The sequence below is a fragment of the Fictibacillus sp. EA-CB0309 genome, from assembly GCF_055814265.1.
This window is the reverse complement of the sequence record NZ_CP169271.1, coordinates 3,637,204-3,658,955: the sequence shown is the minus strand read 5'-3', so window position 1 is coordinate 3,658,955 and position 21,752 is coordinate 3,637,204. Positions and strand designations below refer to the sequence as shown.

General features: G+C 42.5%; 17 protein-coding genes, 15 tRNA genes, 3 rRNA genes and 3 pseudogenes. 31 read left to right on the top strand and 7 right to left on the bottom strand.

The window, feature by feature from the left end; all coding sequences use genetic code 11:
* Positions 1–51 precede the first annotated feature (51 nt).
* The 3 genes and pseudogenes from ACEWFH_RS20595 (at position 52) to ACEWFH_RS20585 (ending at position 2,640) form a co-directional block, all read left to right on the top strand.
* Positions 52–1,066, top strand: a pseudogene (locus tag ACEWFH_RS20595) (ABC transporter ATP-binding protein).
* Entirely contained in the window at positions 1,059–1,901 is an 843-nt protein-coding gene (locus tag ACEWFH_RS20590; protein WP_473725475.1) for an ABC transporter permease, read from the top strand. The pseudogene ACEWFH_RS20595 and the gene ACEWFH_RS20590 overlap by 8 nt, the downstream one beginning before the upstream one ends.
* A pseudogene (locus tag ACEWFH_RS20585) lies at positions 1,856–2,640 on the top strand (ABC transporter permease). The gene ACEWFH_RS20590 and the pseudogene ACEWFH_RS20585 overlap by 46 nt, the downstream one beginning before the upstream one ends.
* A 36-nt stretch (positions 2,641–2,676) precedes the next feature.
* Here ACEWFH_RS20585 and ACEWFH_RS20580 read toward each other — a convergent pair.
* Genes ACEWFH_RS20580 through ACEWFH_RS20560 form a run of 5 tightly spaced genes read right to left on the bottom strand, consistent with a single transcriptional unit; the run spans position 2,677 to position 5,573 of the window.
* Positions 2,677–3,597, bottom strand: a complete 921-nt coding sequence (locus ACEWFH_RS20580; RefSeq protein WP_473725474.1) for an ABC transporter permease — start codon at positions 3,595–3,597, stop codon at positions 2,677–2,679.
* Positions 3,587–4,144: an ABC transporter permease subunit gene (locus tag ACEWFH_RS20575; protein ID WP_473727382.1), complete on the bottom strand. Its 558-nt coding sequence runs from the start codon at positions 4,142–4,144 to the stop codon at positions 3,587–3,589. Before ACEWFH_RS20575 ends, ACEWFH_RS20580 begins: the two co-directional genes overlap by 11 nt.
* Positions 4,145–4,149: 5 nt before the next feature.
* Entirely contained in the window at positions 4,150–4,512 is a 363-nt protein-coding gene (locus ACEWFH_RS20570; RefSeq protein ID WP_473725473.1) for a hypothetical protein, read from the bottom strand.
* A gap of 15 nt (positions 4,513–4,527) precedes the next feature.
* Entirely contained in the window at positions 4,528–4,821 is a 294-nt protein-coding gene (locus tag ACEWFH_RS20565) for an ArsR/SmtB family transcription factor (protein ID WP_473727381.1), read from the bottom strand.
* Positions 4,821–5,573, bottom strand: coding sequence for a DUF5937 family protein (locus tag ACEWFH_RS20560; protein WP_473725472.1), 753 nt, complete (start codon positions 5,571–5,573; stop codon positions 4,821–4,823). Before ACEWFH_RS20560 ends, ACEWFH_RS20565 begins: the two co-directional genes overlap by 1 nt.
* Positions 5,574–5,812: 239 nt before the next feature.
* Here ACEWFH_RS20560 and ACEWFH_RS20555 point away from each other — a divergent pair, with 239 nt between their 5' ends.
* The 4 genes from ACEWFH_RS20555 to bcp all read left to right on the top strand — a co-directional run bounded on the left by ACEWFH_RS20555 (position 5,813) and on the right by bcp (position 7,626).
* Positions 5,813–6,361, top strand: coding sequence for an NADPH-dependent FMN reductase (locus ACEWFH_RS20555; protein ID WP_473725471.1), 549 nt, complete (start codon positions 5,813–5,815; stop codon positions 6,359–6,361).
* Between the two features lie 316 nt (positions 6,362–6,677).
* Complete coding sequence (locus tag ACEWFH_RS20550) at positions 6,678–6,923, top strand: hypothetical protein (RefSeq protein WP_473725470.1); 246 nt, start codon at positions 6,678–6,680, stop codon at positions 6,921–6,923.
* Positions 6,920–7,093 (top strand): potassium channel family protein, encoded by a 174-nt coding sequence (locus ACEWFH_RS20545; protein WP_473727380.1) that lies wholly within the window; start codon positions 6,920–6,922, stop codon positions 7,091–7,093. Before ACEWFH_RS20550 ends, ACEWFH_RS20545 begins: the two co-directional genes overlap by 4 nt.
* A gap of 62 nt (positions 7,094–7,155) precedes the next feature.
* Entirely contained in the window at positions 7,156–7,626 is a 471-nt protein-coding gene (gene bcp, locus ACEWFH_RS20540) for a thioredoxin-dependent thiol peroxidase (RefSeq protein ID WP_473727379.1), read from the top strand.
* 27 nt (positions 7,627–7,653) lie between these two features.
* Here bcp and ACEWFH_RS20535 read toward each other — a convergent pair whose 3' ends face one another.
* Positions 7,654–7,833: an H-type small acid-soluble spore protein gene (locus ACEWFH_RS20535; protein ID WP_473725469.1), complete on the bottom strand. Its 180-nt coding sequence runs from the start codon at positions 7,831–7,833 to the stop codon at positions 7,654–7,656.
* A 145-nt stretch (positions 7,834–7,978) separates the two neighbouring features.
* On the opposite strand from ACEWFH_RS20535, the gene ACEWFH_RS20530 reads away from it, so the two are divergent.
* The 4 genes from ACEWFH_RS20530 (at position 7,979) to perR (ending at position 11,337) form a co-directional block, all read left to right on the top strand.
* Positions 7,979–9,088, top strand: a complete 1,110-nt coding sequence (locus ACEWFH_RS20530) for an aminopeptidase (protein ID WP_473725468.1) — start codon at positions 7,979–7,981, stop codon at positions 9,086–9,088.
* A 209-nt stretch (positions 9,089–9,297) separates the two neighbouring features.
* Positions 9,298–10,248, top strand: a complete 951-nt coding sequence (locus ACEWFH_RS20525) for a D-2-hydroxyacid dehydrogenase (protein ID WP_473725467.1) — start codon at positions 9,298–9,300, stop codon at positions 10,246–10,248.
* Between the two features lies 1 nt (position 10,249).
* Entirely contained in the window at positions 10,250–10,798 is a 549-nt protein-coding gene (locus ACEWFH_RS20520; RefSeq protein ID WP_473725466.1) for a cob(I)yrinic acid a,c-diamide adenosyltransferase, read from the top strand.
* A 107-nt stretch (positions 10,799–10,905) separates the two neighbouring features.
* On the top strand, positions 10,906–11,337 hold the full coding sequence (gene perR / locus ACEWFH_RS20515; protein ID WP_156488497.1) for a peroxide-responsive transcriptional repressor PerR: 432 nt from the start codon (positions 10,906–10,908) through the stop codon (positions 11,335–11,337).
* 42 nt (positions 11,338–11,379) lie between these two features.
* Here perR and ACEWFH_RS20510 read toward each other — a convergent pair whose 3' ends face one another.
* The gene (locus tag ACEWFH_RS20510) at positions 11,380–11,745 is read right to left on the bottom strand and encodes a YgzB family protein (RefSeq protein WP_289497062.1); all 366 of its coding nucleotides are present in this window, start codon (positions 11,743–11,745) and stop codon (positions 11,380–11,382) included.
* Positions 11,746–11,864: 119 nt separating this feature from the next.
* Between ACEWFH_RS20510 and ACEWFH_RS20505 the strand changes: the two genes are divergently transcribed.
* The 20 genes and pseudogenes from ACEWFH_RS20505 to ACEWFH_RS20410 all read left to right on the top strand — a co-directional run bounded on the left by ACEWFH_RS20505 (position 11,865) and on the right by ACEWFH_RS20410 (position 21,725).
* On the top strand, positions 11,865–12,731 hold the full coding sequence (locus ACEWFH_RS20505; protein ID WP_473725465.1) for a nucleotidyltransferase-like protein: 867 nt from the start codon (positions 11,865–11,867) through the stop codon (positions 12,729–12,731).
* Positions 12,732–12,991: 260 nt separating this feature from the next.
* A 16S ribosomal RNA gene (locus ACEWFH_RS20500) occupies positions 12,992–14,541 on the top strand.
* Positions 14,542–14,729: 188 nt separating this feature from the next.
* Positions 14,730–17,667 (top strand): 23S ribosomal RNA (locus tag ACEWFH_RS20495).
* A gap of 64 nt (positions 17,668–17,731) precedes the next feature.
* Positions 17,732–17,846: ribosomal RNA gene (gene rrf / locus ACEWFH_RS20490) — 5S ribosomal RNA — on the top strand.
* Together the 16S, 23S and 5S rRNA genes with 15 tRNA genes alongside form the textbook arrangement of a ribosomal RNA operon.
* A gap of 9 nt (positions 17,847–17,855) precedes the next feature.
* Positions 17,856–17,930: transfer RNA gene (locus ACEWFH_RS20485), tRNA-Asn, on the top strand.
* Between the two features lie 4 nt (positions 17,931–17,934).
* Positions 17,935–18,026 (top strand) — tRNA-Ser (locus tag ACEWFH_RS20480).
* A 26-nt stretch (positions 18,027–18,052) separates the two neighbouring features.
* Positions 18,053–18,127, top strand: a tRNA-Glu gene (locus ACEWFH_RS20475).
* Positions 18,128–18,154: 27 nt separating this feature from the next.
* Positions 18,155–18,230, top strand: a tRNA-Val gene (locus tag ACEWFH_RS20470).
* A 27-nt stretch (positions 18,231–18,257) separates the two neighbouring features.
* Positions 18,258–18,334: transfer RNA gene (locus ACEWFH_RS20465), tRNA-Met, on the top strand.
* Between the two features lie 5 nt (positions 18,335–18,339).
* A tRNA-Asp gene (locus tag ACEWFH_RS20460) sits at positions 18,340–18,415 on the top strand.
* Positions 18,416–18,460: 45 nt separating this feature from the next.
* Positions 18,461–18,536 (top strand) — tRNA-Phe (locus tag ACEWFH_RS20455).
* Between the two features lie 7 nt (positions 18,537–18,543).
* A tRNA-Thr gene (locus tag ACEWFH_RS20450) sits at positions 18,544–18,619 on the top strand.
* Positions 18,620–18,701: 82 nt separating this feature from the next.
* Positions 18,702–18,786: transfer RNA gene (locus tag ACEWFH_RS20445), tRNA-Tyr, on the top strand.
* A 15-nt stretch (positions 18,787–18,801) separates the two neighbouring features.
* A tRNA-Trp gene (locus ACEWFH_RS20440) sits at positions 18,802–18,875 on the top strand.
* Between the two features lie 15 nt (positions 18,876–18,890).
* Positions 18,891–18,966, top strand: a tRNA-His gene (locus ACEWFH_RS20435).
* Positions 18,967–18,975: 9 nt separating this feature from the next.
* Positions 18,976–19,050: transfer RNA gene (locus ACEWFH_RS20430), tRNA-Gln, on the top strand.
* A gap of 59 nt (positions 19,051–19,109) precedes the next feature.
* Positions 19,110–19,184, top strand: a tRNA-Gly gene (locus ACEWFH_RS20425).
* A 13-nt stretch (positions 19,185–19,197) separates the two neighbouring features.
* Positions 19,198–19,272, top strand: a tRNA-Cys gene (locus tag ACEWFH_RS20420).
* Between the two features lie 22 nt (positions 19,273–19,294).
* Positions 19,295–19,379, top strand: a tRNA-Leu gene (locus ACEWFH_RS20415).
* A 143-nt stretch (positions 19,380–19,522) separates the two neighbouring features.
* Positions 19,523–21,725 (top strand): annotated as a pseudogene (locus ACEWFH_RS20410) (ATP-dependent helicase).
* The last annotated feature ends 27 nt before the right edge of the window (positions 21,726–21,752 follow it).

Genomic DNA, 21,752 nt, shown 5'->3' with positions numbered 1-21,752 from the left:
ACCACTTCCATGAGCAACAAAGATTGTGAAAAAAATTACGGAGGCATTCTTATGCAGAATATTATAGATGTGCAAGGTTTGAAAAAAGAATTTAAATCCTTCTCAAGTAGATCCGGCTTGAAGGGGCGTTTCGTGATCTTTTTACACGGAACTACACGATTAAAACAGCAGTAGACGATATCTCTTTTACGATTAAAAAGGGAGAGATGGTAGGTTATATCGGAGAGAACGGTGCTGGTAAATCTACATCTATTAAAATGCTTACAGGCATTCTTACACCAACTGATGGAAAGATTGTCGTGAATGGCATGAATCCGCATAAAGAACGGGAGAAGTTTGTAAAAACAATCGGTGTTGTTTTCGGCCAAAGATCACAGCTCTGGTGGGACATCGCCGTTCAGGAATCGTTCAGACTGTTAAAAAAATTTACAATGTACCCGATCAGCAGTATGAGGAGCATATGAAAGATGTTATTGAAACGCTCGATATCGGACCGCTGCTCGACAAGCCTGTCCGAAAGCTATCGCTCGGGCAAAGAATGCGGTGTGAATTGGCTGCAGCTCTCATTCATAATCCACCGCTTCTTTTCTTGGATGAGCCAACGATCGGACTTGATGTTCTCGTTAAACTTAAGATTCGTGAGTTTCTAAAAAGAATTAATGAAAAGTATGGTACGACGATCCTGTTAACAACACATGACCTTTCCGATATTGAAGCGCTTTGTGAGCGGGTAGTTATGCTCGATGAAGGAAAGATCATTTATGATGGACCGTTAAAAGATCTTCGTGAAAACTGGGCAGAAGGAAAGCAGATTCAGTTTCAGTTTAGTGAAAAAGCGACATTGGAAGAATTGCAGCAACTCACTCAAGAACATCTAGTTGTTTGGGAAAAAGGGGAAAGTGATCTCGTTTGGGTAGCTTCTGTTGATAGTGATGAGACGGTGATCTCAGGTGTGATCGGTAAAGTGACAGCTGCTAAAAAGATTGCGGACTTAAAGATTCTCGAGATCTCGACAGAAGAGATTATTCGAAATATTTATGTTGAAGGTGCTGTTCGTCATGGGTAAGTATATTGAGATGATTCGCATCCGCTTTTTAATGATGCTGGCTTACCGTACGAACTATTACAGCGGAATCTTAATTTACAGCATCAATATTGGTGCGTATTACTTTTTGTGGAGTGCCATCTATGGCGGGAAAGAAAATATTCAAGGTCTGTCCATCACACAGATGACAACGTATATTGCCGTTGCGTGGATGGCGCGTGCGTTTTACTTTAACAATATCGATCGAGAAATTGCGATGGAGATTAAAGAAGGAAAAGTAGCAGTCGAGATGGTTCGTCCTTATCCCTATTTAAATATGAAGATGATGCAAGGATTGGGAGAGGGGATCTTTAGGCTGTTATTCTTCTCTGTTCCTGGAATGGTTATCGTAGCGCTCGTGTTCCCGGTGGAATTATCAACGAACATGAGTACATGGTTATTCTTTTTCCTATCGATTATTTTCAGCTTTATTATTAATACGCAAATTAACTTGTTAGCTGGGATCGCAACCTTCTTCTTATTTAATAATGATGGTCTGATTCGAGCGAAGCGTGTAGTCATTGATTTGTTTTCGGGCCTCATCTTACCATTGAGCTTTTATCCGATGTGGGCGCAAAATATTATGAGTTACTTGCCGTTTCAAGGAATCAGCTATATACCGAGTATGATCTTTACAGAAGGATTTAAGGGGTCGCAAATATATGAATCCCTGATAAACCAAGCTGTATGGTCGCTTCTTCTTATCATTCCTGTGTATGGGTTATGGGTTTTAGCGAAGCGCCAGCTTGTGGTTCAAGGGGGTAGAAGCAGATGGACTATATTTCAATCTTTTTTCAGTACGTTGCACAATATTTAAAAACAAGACTCACTTATCGCGCGGACATGGTGGTCGAGATTTTTCTGACCTGTTGTTCCAAGCGGTTAACCTGGTTTTCATCCTTGTTGTTTTCGGACATACAAGCCTTCTTGCTGGCTGGAGTAAGGATGAGATGATCTTTATCTATGGATTCTTTCTTGTCCCGTTTTCGATTTTTGCCTCATTCTTTAATATTTGGGATTTCACGGATAGATACATTGTTAAAGGTGAGATGGACCGCATTCTGACAAGACCGGTTCACAGTTTGTTTCAGATCGTTCTAGAACGTATGGAGCTCGAATCGCTTTTTGGTGTGATAACAGGATTAGTTGTTATGTTTTATGCAGGCGATAAGCTTGGGTTAGAGCTCAGCTGGTATGATCCGTTCATCTTTATTCTGCTTGTTATTGGCGGTGCACTCGTATATGCAGGGATCTTTATCGCTCTGGCAACGATCGGGTTTTGGTCAGACTCAAGAACAGATATCATGCCGATGATGTATAACATCGGTAACTATGGAAGATATCCTGTTGATATTTATAACAAAGTGATTAAGTACGTGTTAACGTGGATTCTTCCGTTTGCATTCGTTGGTGTTTATCCTTCTTCTTATTTTCTAAAAAGGGAAGAGTGGTACACGTATGCCTTTTTAACACCTGTAGTTGGGCTAGTCTTTTTCTTAATTGCTGTAACGTTATGGAACGTTGGGGTAACAAAGTACAGAGGTGCAGGAAACTAAAGAAAACCGTTCTCCAAAAGTGGGGAACGGTTTTCTTTAATAGATTGTTTGTTTATCAAAGCTTTTTTCAAGGCTTTTCGTCATGATATTAACGCATAAAATCAACAGGGTATATGCAACTACAGGAATCATAACAATAAAAGGTTCGAGCATCAGTTCCCGGTGATACATGCTGATTAGCCCGGTCCATTCGTTCGAAACAGTAGAATAATTATTAAATTGATCATGCACTTGCCCAGACGTAATCTTAACACCGCCAATAAACATATGATAGATGGCCAAGTGGAGCATTAAGGTAAGTACTTGCGAAAATTGCCTTCCCGTGAGGACGAATAGCCTCGGCCATAAATGTGGCAGAACATGGCGCAGGGTAGTTTGTAAAGAGGACGATCCCATGTGTTTTGCGCAAGTCACATATTCATTTTGAGATAATGAGTCAGCTGTTTCTGCAATTATTTTTGCTAATGGAAAGATTCCTACTGCAACTAGGACAACCAATTGAATGACCAATGTTTCAGTATAACTGAGAACAGATTCTGTTCTTAGTTCGTAAAAAAGAAGCGGAGATAATACAAGCAGTACGATTAGTGATTGAGGGACATACTGAAAGCCTTGCAGCAAACCGCTCACCCAGTTGTTTAGAAACAAACGTTTAAAAACAAGTCCGCCAATAAAGGAAAGCAGCATTCTTGCAAGTGTAATAACAAGAGCGAAAAATATCGTATATTTAGCCCCATCCACTAAGGCGTAAAATAAATCTTTCCCATTTCGGTCTGTTCCAAACCAATTGTCTGCAGATGGACTGAACGGGGGAATTTCTAGTGATCTTTGAGTAAGATTATAACGGAATTGCTCTTTAGACGGTTCAAGCATTATATTTGGAACGACAATACTTATTAATAGAAGGATAGCCAGCAGAACGATTCCTAAATAAAAAGCATTCATATTACGCAGCATTTGAAATCCTCTCTTTCTTAATAAACATCTTTACCCCTTTTACTGCTGTAAAAAGAGGAAATGCAATAAGCATCAGCAGCATAGCACGCGTTTCTGCCGGCTGCTCACTAAGCAAAATTTGTATGATTCCATTTAAGTTAAAGAGATATTCTAGTATGATCATCTGACTAAATAGCAGGAGCATGATAAACGGAAGATGTATAGACAGTTCTCGAAGTGTATTTTTTAAAAGATGATGAAAGATAATATGTGAATTAGTGAGCCCCTTTGAACGTGCAAAGGTTATATAGTCTTTTTCGATCTCGGTTTGTGATAGTGTCAACTGCATTCTGAACAAATAAATAGCTGGTACAATGCTCAGTGTTATAACCGGTAATAAAAATGAAGGTTCTCTGTTAGAGGTGAAGGGATTTGCTGCAAGGAATCCCGTTTTTTTATAAATCCAAACAACAGTCAATTGGATGCAAAATACAAAAAATAAATCAGGTAATGCTTCAAGAAGCTCACTGCTGTGTAATGTAGCTTTCTTAAATGAAGCGGGAAGCAGTTCTACTATCCACCCAAAAAAACAGCAATCATGAATGCAGCTGCAAAGCTAATCAGCAGCATGCCTAAAGTATAAAAAACAATATCCCAAATTTCAGGAAACAAAGGGATTTCATAGATTTCATTAACAAACTCGTATGAAAGATTTACGGGCATAGGCTCTAATATCATATTTTGAGAATGGATATATAAAGTAAGAGAGTCTGGTTCTTTGAGAGTTGTAAGTACCTCTAAAACAGACTCTCCGTATCTTAAAATACTAAAGTTAATACCATTTTCATCAGCAAGAAAAGAAGGGACTGCGGCAATAAGAATAATACTTATACTCAGTAAAACTATTTGTTGAAGATTTAAAATTACTTTCCTCATTTAACAGCTCCCCTTTTAAGTGAGATCAGGTATAAAGATATATTCATCCAGAACTGGCTGCTGCATAAATTGAGCAACATCTGTTCGAAGGGATTCTAGTCTTTCTCGTTTACCGGTGTAGAACACGTAGTAGCCTTTTCTTTGCGTTTCGGCTAAACCGCATGACAGCAATTGTTTTAAGTGATTCGATACGGTAGCTTCAGTGAGATTGTATTTATGAGCAAGTTGTTTTGTGCTGTAAGGATGATGAAGCAAGTCTTGCAGGATTTTAAGTCTTGTTGGTTCACTGAGTGCCTTTAATAAGGTAATTAAATCTTCAGGTGGTTCATGGTTTTTTCTGAATCCGGTACAGCAACATGAAGGGCAATGGCTACGCGGTCTTGGTTACAGCAAAGCATCACGTGTGGCGTAGCGAATGTAGATGGCTGAATCACAAGTCTCGGAAACTCTTCAAAAGAGAACGTGTAAACATCATTCTTCTTAATTTTTATCGAATCAGAAGTTACGGTTACATCTGGATGTATGCTGTTTAAACTTTCAATCTTTGAGTCACTCAGTTCTTTCTTAAAATTGTCAGATGCTCTTGCAATCCAAGGGTTAATCCTGAAAAGCTCTTCTGCAAACAAGTAACGGTTGTATTCATAAAAGAAATCACAGAACTTTCTTTTCCATTCCGCAGCATGTAAAAGAATGTCTCGTTCAATCGAATGAAGAGGTGCTGATGCAGAATTGTTTTTCCACTTTAACAAAGAGTCGCTGCCATATTTCTCGCCAAGCATGAGATAGGAAAACGTTAGGTCTGGTATGAGAGCTAAACGTTCAATGGCTTCTTCAACCGTTGATTCATTAAATTGAAATTCATTTCGGATGTTAACGAAATACATCCAGTCATAAAAATGCGGTCCCCATTCTTTAATTAAAAGTAAAAGATCTTGTGGCAATTTCTTTTCTGCTTTTTCAGCCCATGCAAGTCGATAAGGGTGGTGAGCAGGATTTTGAATAACATGAAGACTCATTATCATTTCGTTAAAAGGAGAAAAATCAACAGAAACAAGTGCCATTTAAATCGTCCTCTCATCGTAAAATATTTTACATTTGATTAGCTGAACATCGAATTAGTTTTTCAGAATTCCAAAATTACAAATAATTTACATTCTGATGGGTAATAAGTCAATGATTATTTTTCTGGACTTAAGACCTGATTTTCTAAAAATCAAAGCTAATTGCTATAAAAAATCAAAAGAAATCCTGTAAGATATGAACATACTTACAATGCATACTAGAAATGAGGAAGATATACATGAAGATCATGGTTATAGCAGGAAGTCCGACAGCGGAATCTAGAACAAGAGGAATTGCACAATACGCGGCTGAAGTTCTGCGGGAGTTGAATGTTGAAGTTTTATATTTTGATGTAGGAATCGATAAATTGCCATTATTCACAGGGGATGCAACATCCGCTCAGAACGAAACGGTGAAAAAGCTGGCTGAGTATGCTGACCAAGCAGATGGATTCTTCGTAACGAGTCCTGAGTACCATAGTGGAATTAGCGGGGCGTTAAAAAATGCTCTTGATTTCTTAGGGGGCAAACATTTTAAAAACAAGCCTTCAGCCATTGCTGTTGCAGCAGGCGGCGGGAAAGGCGGAATAAATGCACTAACAAATTTGCGCACAGTGCTTCGCGGAGTATACAGTCTCGTGCTGCCTGATCAATATGTGGCAGATCCGGTGAACTTTGATGAAGGCAATGTGCTAGTGGATGAACTAGCTCAAACGCGTGTCCGTGAACTGGCAACTCAGTTAAAAGAACTAACAGAGATCGTCTCTGTTAATAAAGCTAAATTTTAAAATGGGGAAGACAGTCTGTATAAAGCGGACTGTCTTTATTTTTATTATCTTTAAAAATGTTGTTGCTTTAAAAGTATTTTGGTTCAATTCTCTTCATTGACAAGTTGGTTGGAGCGCAAGGTGTGAGACTCCTGCGGGACTAGCGGTCAGGTGAGACACTTAAGGGCGCAAAGCGGCAAGGGGCTCACCGCCTGCCCCGCGGAAAGCGAGCATCCTGGAGCGGAAACCAACCACTTTCAAAAGCCACAAAGTTTTTCGAAAATAAGGCTGTCCTATTACATCCGACCCTTTCATATGATGAATTGAGGTGGACTGTATGGAAAAAGCCGTTTTAATTATTTTACTTATAACAACTGCAGCTCTTATTGTCCGGAGCATTTGGATGCTTTTTAAACATCCTGGGATAAAAGAACATCTGATGCCAGTGAGTCATCTGCTGATCTTGTTCATCGTATATGGAACGATTATTTCAGGATTTGGACTCATTTATGCATTGATATCATTAATGGGGTACCCTGTTATAAAATTAGAACTCAATCAAAGTGATTTTTTTCTTTTATAGAAGCCTGCATCTATTTTAGCAGTACCACCATTCTTTCCGTTGGGTATGGAGATATTGTTCCGGTTGGAGCGGGACGGTGGATAGCTGCTCTTCAAGCACTGATCGGATATTTGCTGCCCATTGCCTTCGTGCTAAGTTCGGTTGTTCACCACAACAAAATGGCAAAATAGTTGTTTGAAAATAGATTTATAGGCTACCCTTAAAGAAGATAATGTTTAAGGAGGGCTAAATGATGAGCGTAAAAACAGGAAGTAAAGCACCAGACTTTAAGCTGCCAGCAAGCAGCGGAGAAGACGTTCAATTATCAGATTTTAAAGGCAAAAATGTTGTTTTATATTTTTACCCAAAAGACATGACACCAGGATGTACAACACAAGCGTGTGACTTTAGAGATCGTCATGCTGATTTTGAAAAGCAAAACACCGTTATTATCGGAGTTAGTCCCGATCCTCTAGCGCGCCATGATAAGTTTATCGAGAAGCATGGTCTGCCTTTTATCCTGTTAGCGGATGAGGAGAACAAGGTTGCAGAGCTTTATGACGTATGGAAGCTGAAGAAGAACTTTGGCAAGGAATACATGGGTATTGAACGCTCCACTTTTATTATCGATAGGGATGGGAACATTGCAAAAGAATATCGAAAAGTAAAAGTGAAAGATCATGTAGAAGAAGCACTTAAATTTATAGAAGAAAACCTGTCATAGAAAAAAGCCCTGAGAAATCGGGGCTTTTTAACTTTCCTGAAGTTCGGTTACCGGTATTTCCATTTCGTTGTCAGGCTGTTCTCTCGTATAAGCTCTTGCTGTTTGATTGTGCTCGTCTACAGATTGAAGCCATACTGGTGTTCCGTTATGCAGGACTACAATTTCTTTTTCCGATTCAATGATTTGCTGAGCGCGTGATATGTTCATGTAATGATTCACCTCCACTGTTGTTATTATGCAGCAGAGGCTATCACTCTATGCTTTTCATTCTTAATAAATAGGCATAACGGATTATGAGTGATAAAATAAAATAGTGTGAATTTTATAACATATATTGTCGGGGGTATACATAATGAGAGATGAGCGTTTAACTACGTTAGCAAGAACTTTGCTGACACATTCACTTAAAGTTGAAAAAGGACAAAAAGTACTTATTACCTCTTTTACAGCTGGGAAGCCACTAGTAAAAGAACTCGTACAAGAAACATACAAGATGGGAGCCTATCCATACGTACAGCTTGCTGACGAAGAGATTTCTCGTGCTTTGATGTTGGGATCAACAAGAGAGCATACTGAAGCACAAGTGAAATGGGATCTAGCTCGCATGGAAGATATAGATGCTTATATCTCCATTCAATGTAAAAATAATGATTCTGAGTTCTCTGAAGTGCCAAGCGACATCTTTCAAATGAAGGCAGAACTGAACAAGCCAGTTCAAAACTTGATTATCAATGACCGCCAATGGGTATTGCTGAACTATCCTACAACTGGTCTTGCTCAAATGGCTAAAATGAGCTTAGAAAAGTTCACTGATTTTGTACTTGATGTGTGCAACGTAGATTACAAGGCGATGGCGGAAGCACAAAAACCGCTTCACGCATTAATGGAACGTACAGATAAAGTTCGCATCACTGGACCGGGCACAGACTTAACGTTCTCAATTAAAGGGATTCCGGCAGTCATGTGTGCGGGTGAAAATAACATTCCTGATGGAGAAGTTTTTACAGCGCCAGTTAAAGACAGTGTAAATGGTACAATCACATACAACACGCCTTGTCCTTACCATGGCACAACGTTTAATAACGTTAGACTTACGTTTAAGGATGGGAAAATTGTTGAAGCCACTTCTGATAACACCGAGAAATTAAACGAGATCTTTGATACGGATGAAGGTGCTCGATATGTTGGTGAGTTCGCTATCGGTGTGAATCCGCTAATCCAACACCCAATGGGAGACATTCTGTTTGATGAAAAGATCGGCGGAAGCATTCATTTCACGCCCGGCAGAGCGTATCAAGATGCTTATAACGGAAACGAATCTGGTATCCACTGGGATATGGTCTTGATTCAGCGCCCTGAATACGGCGGAGGAGAAATCTATTTTGATGATGTTTTAATCAGAAAAGATGGCTTGTTCGTTTTACCAGAACTTCTAGGTCTTAATCCGGAAAATCTAAAATAAAAGCTGTTCTCTAAGGTGGAGACTCCTAATGGCGCAAAGCGGCAGGAGGCTCACCGCACGCCCCGCGAAAAGCGAGCGTCCTGAAACGGAGATCAACCACTTTCAAGAGCAACAAAGCTTACGAAAACAGCCTAAATAAACAGCAACAACTAAAAAAGCGGGGAACACGTTCCCGCTTTTTCTATTCCATGTAAAAGAAGGTGTTTCTCATGATTCTTTCAAGTGCAAGATTAAGAGAAGAGATAAAAGACGAGATAAAGAAGCGTTTCCCTGAAGAGGAGTTCCGTTTTTACAACAACATGAAAGAAGCTAAGGTATATCTTGAAAAAGCAGAAATCTTACTATCGTATGGAGAAGATTTGACAGATGAATTGGTTGCTGAGGCAAAAGTCCTTAGATGGATCATGGTCATTTCTGCAGGTCTTGATAAGATGCCTTTTGAAGCACTAGAAAAACAAGATGTTCTCATTACGAATGCGCGAGGTATACATAGGACACCGATGGCAGAATATACGATTTCGATGATGCTTCAAGTGTCACGTAAGGCGAGTCTGCTTTTAGAAAATCAAAAGCAGCACACATGGGATCGGAAAGTTCCGATGACTGAGATTTCTGGAAAGACTCTCGGTATACTCGGTACTGGCGCAATCGGCTGTGAAATAGCGAGGCTGGCCAAAGCATTCAATATGAGAACAATAGGATTTAATAGAAGCGGGCATCCTGCTGAACATTGCAACTCAATCGTGGATAAAGAAGGAATCAGTAGGCTGTATGAAGAAAGTGATTTTATCGTAAACGTTCTCCCATCGACACAACAAACTCATCAATTTGTCGGAGAGGAAGCATTTTCACTCATGAAAGAGAGCGCGGTATTCATCAACATCGGCAGAGGGAAGACCGTAAATGAGGAAGAGCTAATTCAAGCACTGCGAGAGAAAAAGATTAGACATGCTGTACTCGATGTGTTTGAAAAAGAACCATTAGCAGAAGAAAGTCCACTATGGGATATGGAGAACGTAACGGTTACTCCACACCTATCGGGGATCTCACCTCTTTACCAGGAAAGAGCCATTGAGATCTTTTGTGATAATCTAACATTATATAGAAATGATAAGCGGGAAGAGATGGTTAATATCATTCCTTATGACCGGGGGTATTAAAATGAAAATATACACAAAAACTGGAGATAAAGGAACGACTTCATTAATTTTTGGTGAACGCGTTTCTAAAAATGATGTACGTGTAGATGCTTATGGAACGTGTGATGAAGCCAACAGCATGATCGGCTTCGGAGTCAGCCTGCTGCCTAAAGAAGATTGGGCAGAAAAAGCAACGGTAATTATGCAAAAAGTCCAAACTGTTCTGTTCCATGTCGGTGCCGAACTGGCGACACCTGCTGGTAAAGAAGTGGCGTGGAAGTTGAAAGAAGAGGATATTCGTTTTCTTGAAGAAACCATCGACACATGGCAAGAGGGACTTAAACCTCTTAAACAATTCATTCTTCCTGGAGGCTCACCATCAGCCAGTGCTTTTCATACAGCTCGTACGATTGCGAGACGTGCTGAGCGGATTGCTGTTGGAATAGAAGGCGTTAATCCATTAGTAATGTCTTATTTAAACAGACTATCTGACTTTTTGTTTATAGCAGCACGTTATGTTAACGAACAAGTGAAAGTAAGCGAGCCTGTCCTGCATGAAGATCATTCTTAAAATAGTTTTCGATTTGCTGCACTTCAATTGACAAAACTTGTAGGTAGCAGTAGACTAATTATAACGATTATAAAGTAAGAATTCTTAAAGAAATGGGGTGCATGACGATGTCTAGCGCAAAAATCAATGCTGCAATTGACAACTTAAAATCAGCAGGTGTACGTATTACGCCTCAGCGTCATGCTATCTTAGAGCATCTTATCCAATCCATGTCCCATCCAACAGCTGATGAGATCTACAAGGCGCTGGAAGGGAAATTTCCAAATATGAGTGTAGCAACAGTCTACAACAACCTTAGAGTTTTTAAAGAGGCAGGTCTTGTAAAAGAACTGACTTACGGAGACTCATCAAGTCGATTTGATTGTGTGACAACAGATCACTACCATATCATCTGTGATTCATGCGGAAAGATTGTGGATTTTCATTATCCTGGTCTAGACGAGGTTGAAAGTCTCGCAGAGTCTGTAACGGGCTTCGATGTAGGACGTCATCGTATGGAAATTTACGGAGTATGCCCGGATTGCAAAAGAAAACATTAATTAATAATAAAAAAAGCTGACTGCCATTACGGTAAGTCAGCTTTATCTATTTTCTTTACGCATTTGGCGTTTAGAATTATATTTTTCATCAAAATCTTCGCCTTCAAGACTTTTATCCATCGTAAGCGGCTGGTTGCAAGACATGCAAGCATCTACACGACCTAACACTTTTGTAACCTTACCACAGTTCGGACAAACGACCTGTACAGCTTGAGTAGAGATCATCCCGATCCAGAAGTAAACACCAGCGCTGGCGATTGTTGCGATAAACCCAACCACCATAAAAATTGACATAACGACAAAACTTGTCTTGAAAAACAGGCCTGCATACATGATGATAATACCTATAAACACAAGGCTTAAGGCAAACGTACGTATTTTATTAATTTTACTCGTATACTTTATCATACCTGTCCCTCCTCCGTTCATTAGTATAACATATGAACTCTCTAGAAAAGAAAAAGGATTTCTTTATTTGGTGTTGAAAGATAACAAACAGGATTTTGTTAAAATGGGAGATGACCTTCATGGAAGATATTTTACGCCCGCTATATCAAGAGAGAGCAAGCCACGAAAACACACTTGGTGTTCTTTTTGTTGAAAAAAACAAACCATTCAGCCCTGGAACCGATCACTTTGACTGCATTCTTCTAATAATAGTAAAAGAATCAGATCAACCTTTGATGATTAAACACTATGAATTCGATTCAGGATCGGCTGCTCTGCATGTTGTAACAGAAGACCTTCTTAATTCTTGGCTGATGCTAGGAACGAACAAAAGAGCTGTAGACTGGGTAATGAACGGCAAAGTTCTATTTAACCGTAACGAATACATAACAAGACTGCGAGACAGGCTGCACGAGTTTCCAGCAGAAGAAAGAACACATAAGATTGGTCTTGAGTTTGCAAAACTGCTTCGACGTTATAATGATGGGAAAGAACTATTTCACTCTGGTCATTATTTAGATGCGTTTAACAATATCATGCATGCTCTTCATCATCTAGCGCGTTTATCTGTTATTGAACATGGCTACTATCCCGAAGTTACGGTCTGGAATCAGGTGAAGATGATTCAACCGGAAATCTTCAAGTTATATGAAGAACTCGTTACAGGAGAAGAATCGATTGATAAACGAATTGAACTTCTATTACTAGCATCTGAGTTCTCACTCTCTTCTAAAACCAAATTAGGTGGGCACCACTTGTTAGGTGTTATTAAACAAAAAGATGAGTGGGCCTATCATGAACTTATGGAACATGATGAGGTTCAAGACTATGCGATAGATCTTCCTATGATTCTGACTCACTTAAAAGACAAGGGTTATATAAAGGCTATTAAGCGGGAAACAAAGAGCAAGAACCTGTACCATCGCTACTACTCAATAAAAGAATAAACTTTTTTATAAAAAGGTGTTGACCTGTTTATCCATATCGTGCTATATTATTTCTTGTCGCTGCGACACACAGAAACAATGTTGCAGACGGGAAACACGATAAAAAAACAGGTTGACATCATCTTTTTAAGATGTTATCCTAATAAAGTCGCCAAAACGAGCGACGCACGAAACACACAGTTCTTTGAAAACTGAACAAAAGAAATAGGTAAGGAATTAAATTAATTCCGTCAGTTTTAAAATCGAGCAAGACAAACACTTTTATGGAGAGTTTGATCCTGGCTCAGGATGAACGCTGGCGGCGTGCCTAATACATGCAAGTCGAGCGAATGAAGAGGAGCTTGCTCTTCTGATTTAGCGGCGGACGGGTGAGTAACACGTGGGTAATCTGCCTGTAAGACGGGGATAACTCCGGGAAACCGGGGCTAATACCGGATAATAAGAAGAAACGCATGTTTCTTTTTTGAAAGTCGGTTTCGGCTGACACTTACAGATGAGCCCGCGGCGCATTAGCTAGTTGGTGAGGTAACGGCTCACCAAGGCGACGATGCGTAGCCGACCTGAGAGGGTGATCGGCCACACTGGGACTGAGACACGGCCCAGACTCCTACGGGAGGCAGCAGTAGGGAATCTTCGGCAATGGGCGAAAGCCTGACCGAGCAACGCCGCGTGAGCGATGAAGGCCTTCGGGTCGTAAAGCTCTGTTGTTAGAGAAGAACAAGTACGAGAGTAACTGCTCGTACCTTGACGGTACCTAACCAGAAAGCCACGGCTAACTACGTGCCAGCAGCCGCGGTAATACGTAGGTGGCAAGCGTTATCCGGAATTATTGGGCGTAAAGCGCGCGCAGGCGGTCTCTTAAGTCTGATGTGAAAGCCCACGGCTCAACCGTGGAGGGTCATTGGAAACTGGGAGACTTGAGTGCAGGAGAGAAAAGTGGAATTCCACGTGTAGCGGTGAAATGCGTAGAGATGTGGAGGAACACCAGTGGCGAAGGCGGCTTTTTGGCCTGTAACTGACGCTGAGGCGCGAAAGCGTGGGGAGCAAACAGGATTAGATACCCTGGTAGTCCACGCCGTAAACGATGAGTGCTAGGTGTTGGGGGGTTCCACCCTCAGTGCTGAAGTTAACACATTAAGCACTCCGCCTGGGGAGTACGACCGCAAGGTTGAAACTCAAAGGAATTGACGGGGGCCCGCACAAGCAGTGGAGCATGTGGTTTAATTCGAAGCAACGCGAAGAACCTTACCAGGTCTTGACATCCTTTGACCACTCTAGAGATAGAGCTTTCCCCTTCGGGGGACAAAGTGACAGGTGGTGCATGGTTGTCGTCAGCTCGTGTCGTGAGATGTTGGGTTAAGTCCCGCAACGAGCGCAACCCTTGACCTTAGTTGCCAGCATTCAGTTGGGCACTCTAAGGTGACTGCCGGTGACAAACCGGAGGAAGGTGGGGATGACGTCAAATCATCATGCCCCTTATGACCTGGGCTACACACGTGCTACAATGGATGATACAAAGGGTTGCGAAGCCGCGAGGCCAAGCCAATCCCAAAAAGTCATTCTCAGTTCGGATTGTAGGCTGCAACTCGCCTACATGAAGCCGGAATTGCTAGTAATCGCGGATCAGCATGCCGCGGTGAATACGTTCCCGGGCCTTGTACACACCGCCCGTCACACCACGAGAGTTTGTAACACCCGAAGTCGGTGGGGTAACCCTTTTGGGAGCCAGCCGCCGAAGGTGGGACAGATGATTGGGGTGAAGTCGTAACAAGGTAGCCGTATCGGAAGGTGCGGCTGGATCACCTCCTTTCTATGGAGATTATGAAACAGCTTCGACTGTTTCGTAAGTACACCTATTCTTCTTTTGTTCAGTTTTGAAGGAACTTATGTTCTTTCAAGATGTTCTTTGAAAACTAGATATCGACATCCAAACAATATGCAAGGCAGATTTAACAATCTGCGCCAAGCAAGAATCTTTGATGTGTAAACATCATATAAGGTTAAGCTAGAAAGGGCGCACGGTGGATGCCTTGGCACTAGGAGCCGAAGAAGGACGGGACGAACACCGATATGCCTCGGGGAGCTGTAAGTAAGCATTGATCCGGGGATTTCCGAATGGGGGAACCCACCATCCGTAATGGGATGGTATCCATATCTGAATACATAGGGTATGAGAAGGCAGACCCGGGGAACTGAAACATCTAAGTACCCGGAGGAAGAGAAAGCAAATGCGATTTCCTGAGTAGCGGCGAGCGAAACGGAATCAGCCCAAACCAGAGGGCTTGCCCTCTGGGGTTGTAGGACACTCTACATGGAGTTACAAAGGAACGAAGTAGGTGAAGCGGTCTGGAAAGGCCAGCCAAAGAAGGTAACAGCCCTGTAGCTGAAACTTCGTTCTCTCCTGAGTGGATCCTGAGTACGGCGGGACACGTGAAACCCCGTCGGAATCCGGGAGGACCATCTCCCAAGGCTAAATACTCCCTAGTGACCGATAGTGAACCAGTACCGTGAGGGAAAGGTGAAAAGCACCCCGGAAGGGGAGTGAAATAGATCCTGAAACCGTGTGCCTACAAGTAGTCGGAGCCCATTAACGGGTGACGGCGTGCCTTTTGTAGAATGAACCGGCGAGTTACGATCCCGTGCAAGGTTAAGTTGATAAGACGGAGCCGCAGCGAAAGCGAGTCTGAATAGGGCGACATAGTACGTGGTCGTAGACCCGAAACCGTGTGATCTACCCATGTCCAGGGTGAAGTTCAGGTAACACTGAATGGAGGCCCGAACCCACGCACGTTGAAAAGTGCGGGGATGAGGTGTGGGTAGGGGTGAAATGCCAATCGAACACGGAGATAGCTGGTTCTCCCCGAAATAGCTTTAGGGCTAGCCTCGCGGCAAGATTCCTGGAGGTAGAGCACTGATTGGACTAGGGGCCCCCACAGGGTTACCGAATTCAGTCAAACTCCGAATGCCAGAGAATTATCCGCGGGAGTCAGACTGCGAGTGATAAGATCCGTAGTCAAAAGGGAAACAGCCCAGACCATCAGCTAAGGTCCCAAAGTATACGTTAAGTGGCAAAGGATGTGGAGTTGCCCAGACAACCAGGATGTTGGCTTAGAAGCAGCCACCATTTAAAGAGTGCGTAATAGCTCACTGGTCGAGTGACTCTGCGCCGAAAATGTAACGGGGCTAAACGTATCACCGAAGCTATGGCTTGTACCGTATGGTACAGGGGTAGGGGAGCGTTCGAAGTGCAGCGAAGTCAGACCGGAAGGACTGGTGGAGCGCTTTGAAGTGAGAATGCCGGTATGAGTAGCGAAAGACAAGTGAGAATCTTGTCCATCGAAAGCCTAAGGTTTCCTGAGGAAGGCTCGTCCGCTCAGGGTTAGTCGGGGCCTAAGCCGAGGCTGAAAAGCGTAGGCGATGGATAACAGGTTGATATTCCTGTACCACCTCCTTTCCGTTTGAACAATGGGGGGACGCAGTAAGGTAGGGTGAGCGCACTGATGGAATAGTGCGTCTAAGCAGTTAGGCTGTTGGGTAGGCAAATCCGCCCAACGTGAAGGCTGAGCTGTGATGGCGAGGGAAATTTTAGTACCGAAGTCCCTGATCCTACACTGCCAAGAAAAGCCTCTAGTGAGGAAAGAGGTGCCCGTACCGCAAACCGACACAGGTAGGCGAGGAGAGAATCCTAAGATGATCGGGAGAACTCTCGTTAAGGAACTCGGCAAAATGACCCCGTAACTTCGGGAGAAGGGGTGCTCTGATAGGGTTTGTCGCCCGAGAGAGCCGCAGTGAATAGATCCAAGCGACTGTTTAGCAAAAACACAGGTCTCTGCGAAACCGCAAGGTGAAGTATAGGGGCTGACACCTGCCCGGTGCTGGAAGGTTAAGAGGAGGGGTTATCCCTTACGGGAGAAGCTCTGAATTGAAGCCCCAGTAAACGGCGGCCGTAACTATAACGGTCCTAAGGTAGCGAAATTCCTTGTCGGGTAAGTTCCGACCCGCACGAAAGGTGTAACGACTTGGATACTGTCTCAACGAGAGACCCGGTGAAATTATAGTACCTGTGAAGATGCAGGTTACCCGCGACAGGACGGAAAGACCCCATGGAGCTTTACTGCAGCTTGATATTGGATTTTGGTACAGCTTGTACAGGATAGGTAGGAGCCTGAGAAGCCGGAGCGCCAGCTTCGGTGGAGGCGTCGGTGGGATACTACCCTGGCTGTATTGAAATTCTAACCTTGAACCGTGATCCGGTTCGGAGACAGTGTCAGGCGGGCAGTTTGACTGGGGCGGTCGCCTCCTAAACAGTAACGGAGGCGCCCAAAGGTTCCCTCAGAATGGTTGGAAATCATTCGCAGAGTGTAAAGGCACAAGGGAGCTTGACTGCGAGACCTACAAGTCGAGCAGGGACGAAAGTCGGGCTTAGTGATCCGGTGGTTCCGCATGGAAGGGCCATCGCTCAACGGATAAAAGCTACCCTGGGGATAACAGGCTTATCTCCCCCAAGAGTCCACATCGACGGGGAGGTTTGGCACCTCGATGTCGGCTCATCGCATCCTGGGGCTGAAGTAGGTCCCAAGGGTTGGGCTGTTCGCCCATTAAAGCGGTACGCGAGCTGGGTTCAGAACGTCGTGAGACAGTTCGGTCCCTATCCGTCGCGGGCGCAGGAAATTTGAGAGGAGCTGTCCTTAGTACGAGAGGACCGGGATGGACACACCGCTGGTGTACCAGTTGTTCCGCCAGGGGCATAGCTGGGTAGCTACGTGTGGACGGGATAAGTGCTGAAAGCATCTAAGCATGAAGCCCCCTCAAGATGAGATTTCCCATCACGTTAAGTGAGTAAGACCCCTTAGAGATGATGAGGTTGATAGGTCTGGTGTGGAAGCGTGGTGACACGTGGAGCTGACAGATACTAATCGGTCGAGGGCTTATCCTTAAAAAGCATAACGTTTGGAAACGTCGTATCTAGTTTTGAGAGAACATACTCTCAATATAATTGGTTCAGTGATGATGGCGAAGAGGTCACACCCGTTCCCATACCGAACACGGAAGTTAAGCTCTTCAGCGCCGATGGTAGTTGGGGGTCTCCCCTGTTAGAGTAGGACGTCGCTGAGCCATACATATTCCACAGTAGCTCAGTGGTAGAGCTATCGGCTGTTAACCGATCGGTCGTAGGTTCGAGTCCTACCTGTGGAGCCATATTGGAGAGCTGTCCGAGAGGTCGAAGGAGCACGATTGGAAATCGTGTATACGGTCAACCCCGTATCAAGGGTTCGAATCCCTTGCTCTCCGCCAGATACATACTCTCTAGCTCAAACTATGGCCCGTTGGTCAAGCGGTTAAGACACCGCCCTTTCACGGCGGTAACACGGGTTCGAATCCCGTACGGGTCACCACTTTTATACATAACCAACTTAAAATATGGAGGATTAGCTCAGCTGGGAGAGCACCTGCCTTACAAGCAGGGGGTCGGCGGTTCGAACCCGTCATCCTCCACCATAAACTTTTATATCATATTTATATCATCGCGGGGTGGAGCAGTCTGGTAGCTCGTCGGGCTCATAACCCGAAGGTCGCAGGTTCAAATCCTGTCCCCGCAACCAATATTGGACTCGTGGTGTAGTGGTTAACATGCCTGCCTGTCACGCAGGAGATCGCCGGTTCGACCCCGGTCGGGTCCGCCATTTTTATTTAAACGGTGGTTATACAACACCAAGAATTTAATTCTTGGCTCGATAGCTCAGTCGGTAGAGCAGAGGACTGAAAATCCTCGTGTCGGCGGTTCGATTCCGTCTCGAGCCACCATTTTTTTGCCGGTTTAGCTCAATTGGTAGAGCAACTGACTTGTAATCAGTAGGTTGGGGGTTCAAGTCCTCTAGCCGGCACCAGTTTTTTCTTCCTTAAATGGAATAAAAAACTTATTGAAATACAGGGTGTTTATGTTTTATAATAAAACCTGTCTTCATTTGTGGAGGGGTAGCGAAGTGGCTAAACGCGGCGGACTGTAAATCCGCTCCCTCCGGGTTCGGCGGTTCGAATCCGTCCCCCTCCACCATCTTATTTTCCTTATAGGGGCATAGTTTAAAGGTAGAACGAAGGTCTCCAAAACCTTTGGTGTGGGTTCGATTCCTACTGCCCCTGCCAAATTTTAATACTGTGGCGGTCGTGGCGAAGTGGTTAACGCATCGGATTGTGGTTCCGACATTCGGGGGTTCGATTCCCCTCGTCCGCCCCATTTAACTATTGGGCTATAGCCAAGCGGTAAGGCAACGGACTTTGACTCCGTCATGCGTTGGTTCGAATCCAGCTAGCCCAGCCATTTTTATTTTTATGACATATGATGATTTTAACAACATATTATAAGTTAATTAAATGCTTGCGGAAGTAGTTCAGTGGTAGAATACAACCTTGCCAAGGTTGGGGTCGCGGGTTCGAATCCCGTCTTCCGCTCCATTTTTTATATTCTGGCGGCATAGCCAAGTGGTAAGGCACGGGTCTGCAAAACCCTTATCCCCCGGTTCGAATCCGGGTGCCGCCTCCATTCCAATTCAAAAGATTTACATGCCGGTGTGGCGGAATTGGCAGACGCGCACGACTCAAAATCGTGTTCCTTCTGGAGTGTCGGTTCGACCCCGACCACCGGTACCATTTTACTTAACTTAACATTTAAACTTAAAACTTCTCACGTTTGTGGGGAGTTTTTTTATTTTGATGTTATTTTGCTTAAAGGCAAATATTGTACACTAATAGAAGATAACAAGATTCATTTTCATCAAAGGGGGTACTGAATAATGGAAGATTTCTTCATTAAAATGAAAAAGGATTTAGGCATCGCTTTAAATGATGTTCAAAAAAAGCGGTTCTGCAGACTGAAGGACCTCTTCTATTGCTCGCATCACCAGGGTCAGGGAAAACAACCACGATCATCATGCGGATCGGTTATTTAATTAAGCAAAAAGGTATAAATCCATCTCGTATAAAGGCTGTTACATTTAGTAAAGCCTCAGCAAATGATATGAAAGCACGGTTCATGAGATTTTATCCTGATCTTCCGCCTGTCGATTTTTCTACTATACATAGCTTTGCCTTTGAAGTAGTTAGGAATTATTACAGAGGGACGGGGACATCTTTTCGAATTATTGAAGGGGAGCAAGAGTTAGGTGAGAATGCAGCGTCCGTTGAAAACGTTCCGTTAAATAAGAAGCTTATATTGAGAAATTTATTTAAGTCAATAGTAGGTGAGAACATAACTGAGGACCAAATGGAGGAGCTTGCAACCTATATCAGTTACATTAAAAATAAAATGCTACCTAGAGAACAGTGGTCCACCGTATCATGTGATGTACCGAAAGCGGAACAAATTATTATGGAATACGAAGAATTTAAACGTTTGGATCAAAATCAAATTTTATTGGATTTTGATGATATGCTTACAATTGGTAATGAGGTACTAGAAAACAATCAAAACTTGCTGATTCTGTATCAGCAAAGATACGATTATGTTTTAACGGATGAAAGTCAGGATACTTCACTAGTCCAGCATTCGATTATAGAAAAATTGGTTTCTATCCATAAAAATATATGTGTTGTGGCCGATGATGATCAATCGATCTATAGCTGGAGAGGTGCTGAGCCTTCTTATTTACTTGAATTTAAGAAGGTGTATCCAGAAGTGGTTATACTTTTTATGGAGCAGAACTATCGCTCAACTCAGGACATCGTGAATGTTTCTAACCAGTTGATTAAACGAAATAAAAATAGATACGAAAAGAATATGTTTACAGAGAATCCACCGTTTGAGCCTATTGAAATAAGGAATCTTATCAATTTTAAGGAACAATCTAAATACTTGGTAAAGGAACTTAAAGATGAAGGTCAACTAATGGAAGTAGCCATTTTATACCGTAACAATTCCTCATCTATTGGATTAATGAATGATTTTGATCGTGCAGGAATTCCTTTTATATGAAGGATGCTGACAATCGCTTTTTTTCACACTGGGTCGTTCAAGATATATTGAATTTTATGCGGATGGCTTTTACAGATAAGAGGCCAGATATTTTAGAAAAAATTCATTTAAAATTTAACGGTTATATTAGTAAGCAGCAGATGAGTGCTTTAAAACAATTGAATAACAGCGATTCTGTATTTGATAATTTACTGAAACATGTAAAATTACAGGAATACCAGGTCAAACTTTTGGAATCAAGTAAAAAAACATTTAAAGAAATGAAAGAGATGGAGCCTCTCCTGGCTATTCGTGTCATAAGGGATCAATTAGGTTACGAGAAGGCACTTGAGAAGATAAGTAAGAGTCTTGGGTTCCGTATTGATTACTTGATTGGTATTTTAAATACGCTTGAAGAGATTGCATCAGACCTTAAGAATCTTGAGGATTTTGCAAAAAGATTAAAGCATTTGGAAGCTGTTCTAAAAACAGCAAAAAAGAAAAAAGGTCAAAATGCCGTAACGCTATCTACTTTTCATAGCTCAAAGGGTCTTGAATTCGAGAAAGTATATATGATCGATTTAGTAGATGGAGTTATTCCTTCAAGTGAAGATCAATCTGACAGCAAACTAATGGAGGAATCTACTCGTCTTTTTTATGTAGGAATGACCCGTGCAAAGAAACAATTGAAACTTCTTACTTATAGTTATAGTGACGGAAAGAAGACAGAAGAGTCCCTATTTGTTGCAGACGTTAGGAATATCATTAATCCTCCAGATCAAACTTCATCCATCGAATCTGTTGGTTCAAGTAATCGAGAAAAAGTTAGGAATGAAAAAAGATAAATGGAGTTCCGTACAATCCTAATGCAATTCGAGAAAAGGAGCATTGCATGCTGGTCAATTCGTTGTACATAGGGTATTTGGAACTGGTGAAATTATGAATGTGAATGAAGAGTTGATTCATATGAAATTTTCATCCAAAGAAAAAAGCTATCTATTAAAACATGTCTGGAAATGGGATTATTAGAGCCTGTTATTAAATAAAATTAGTGAAGCGGACACTATCTTCTG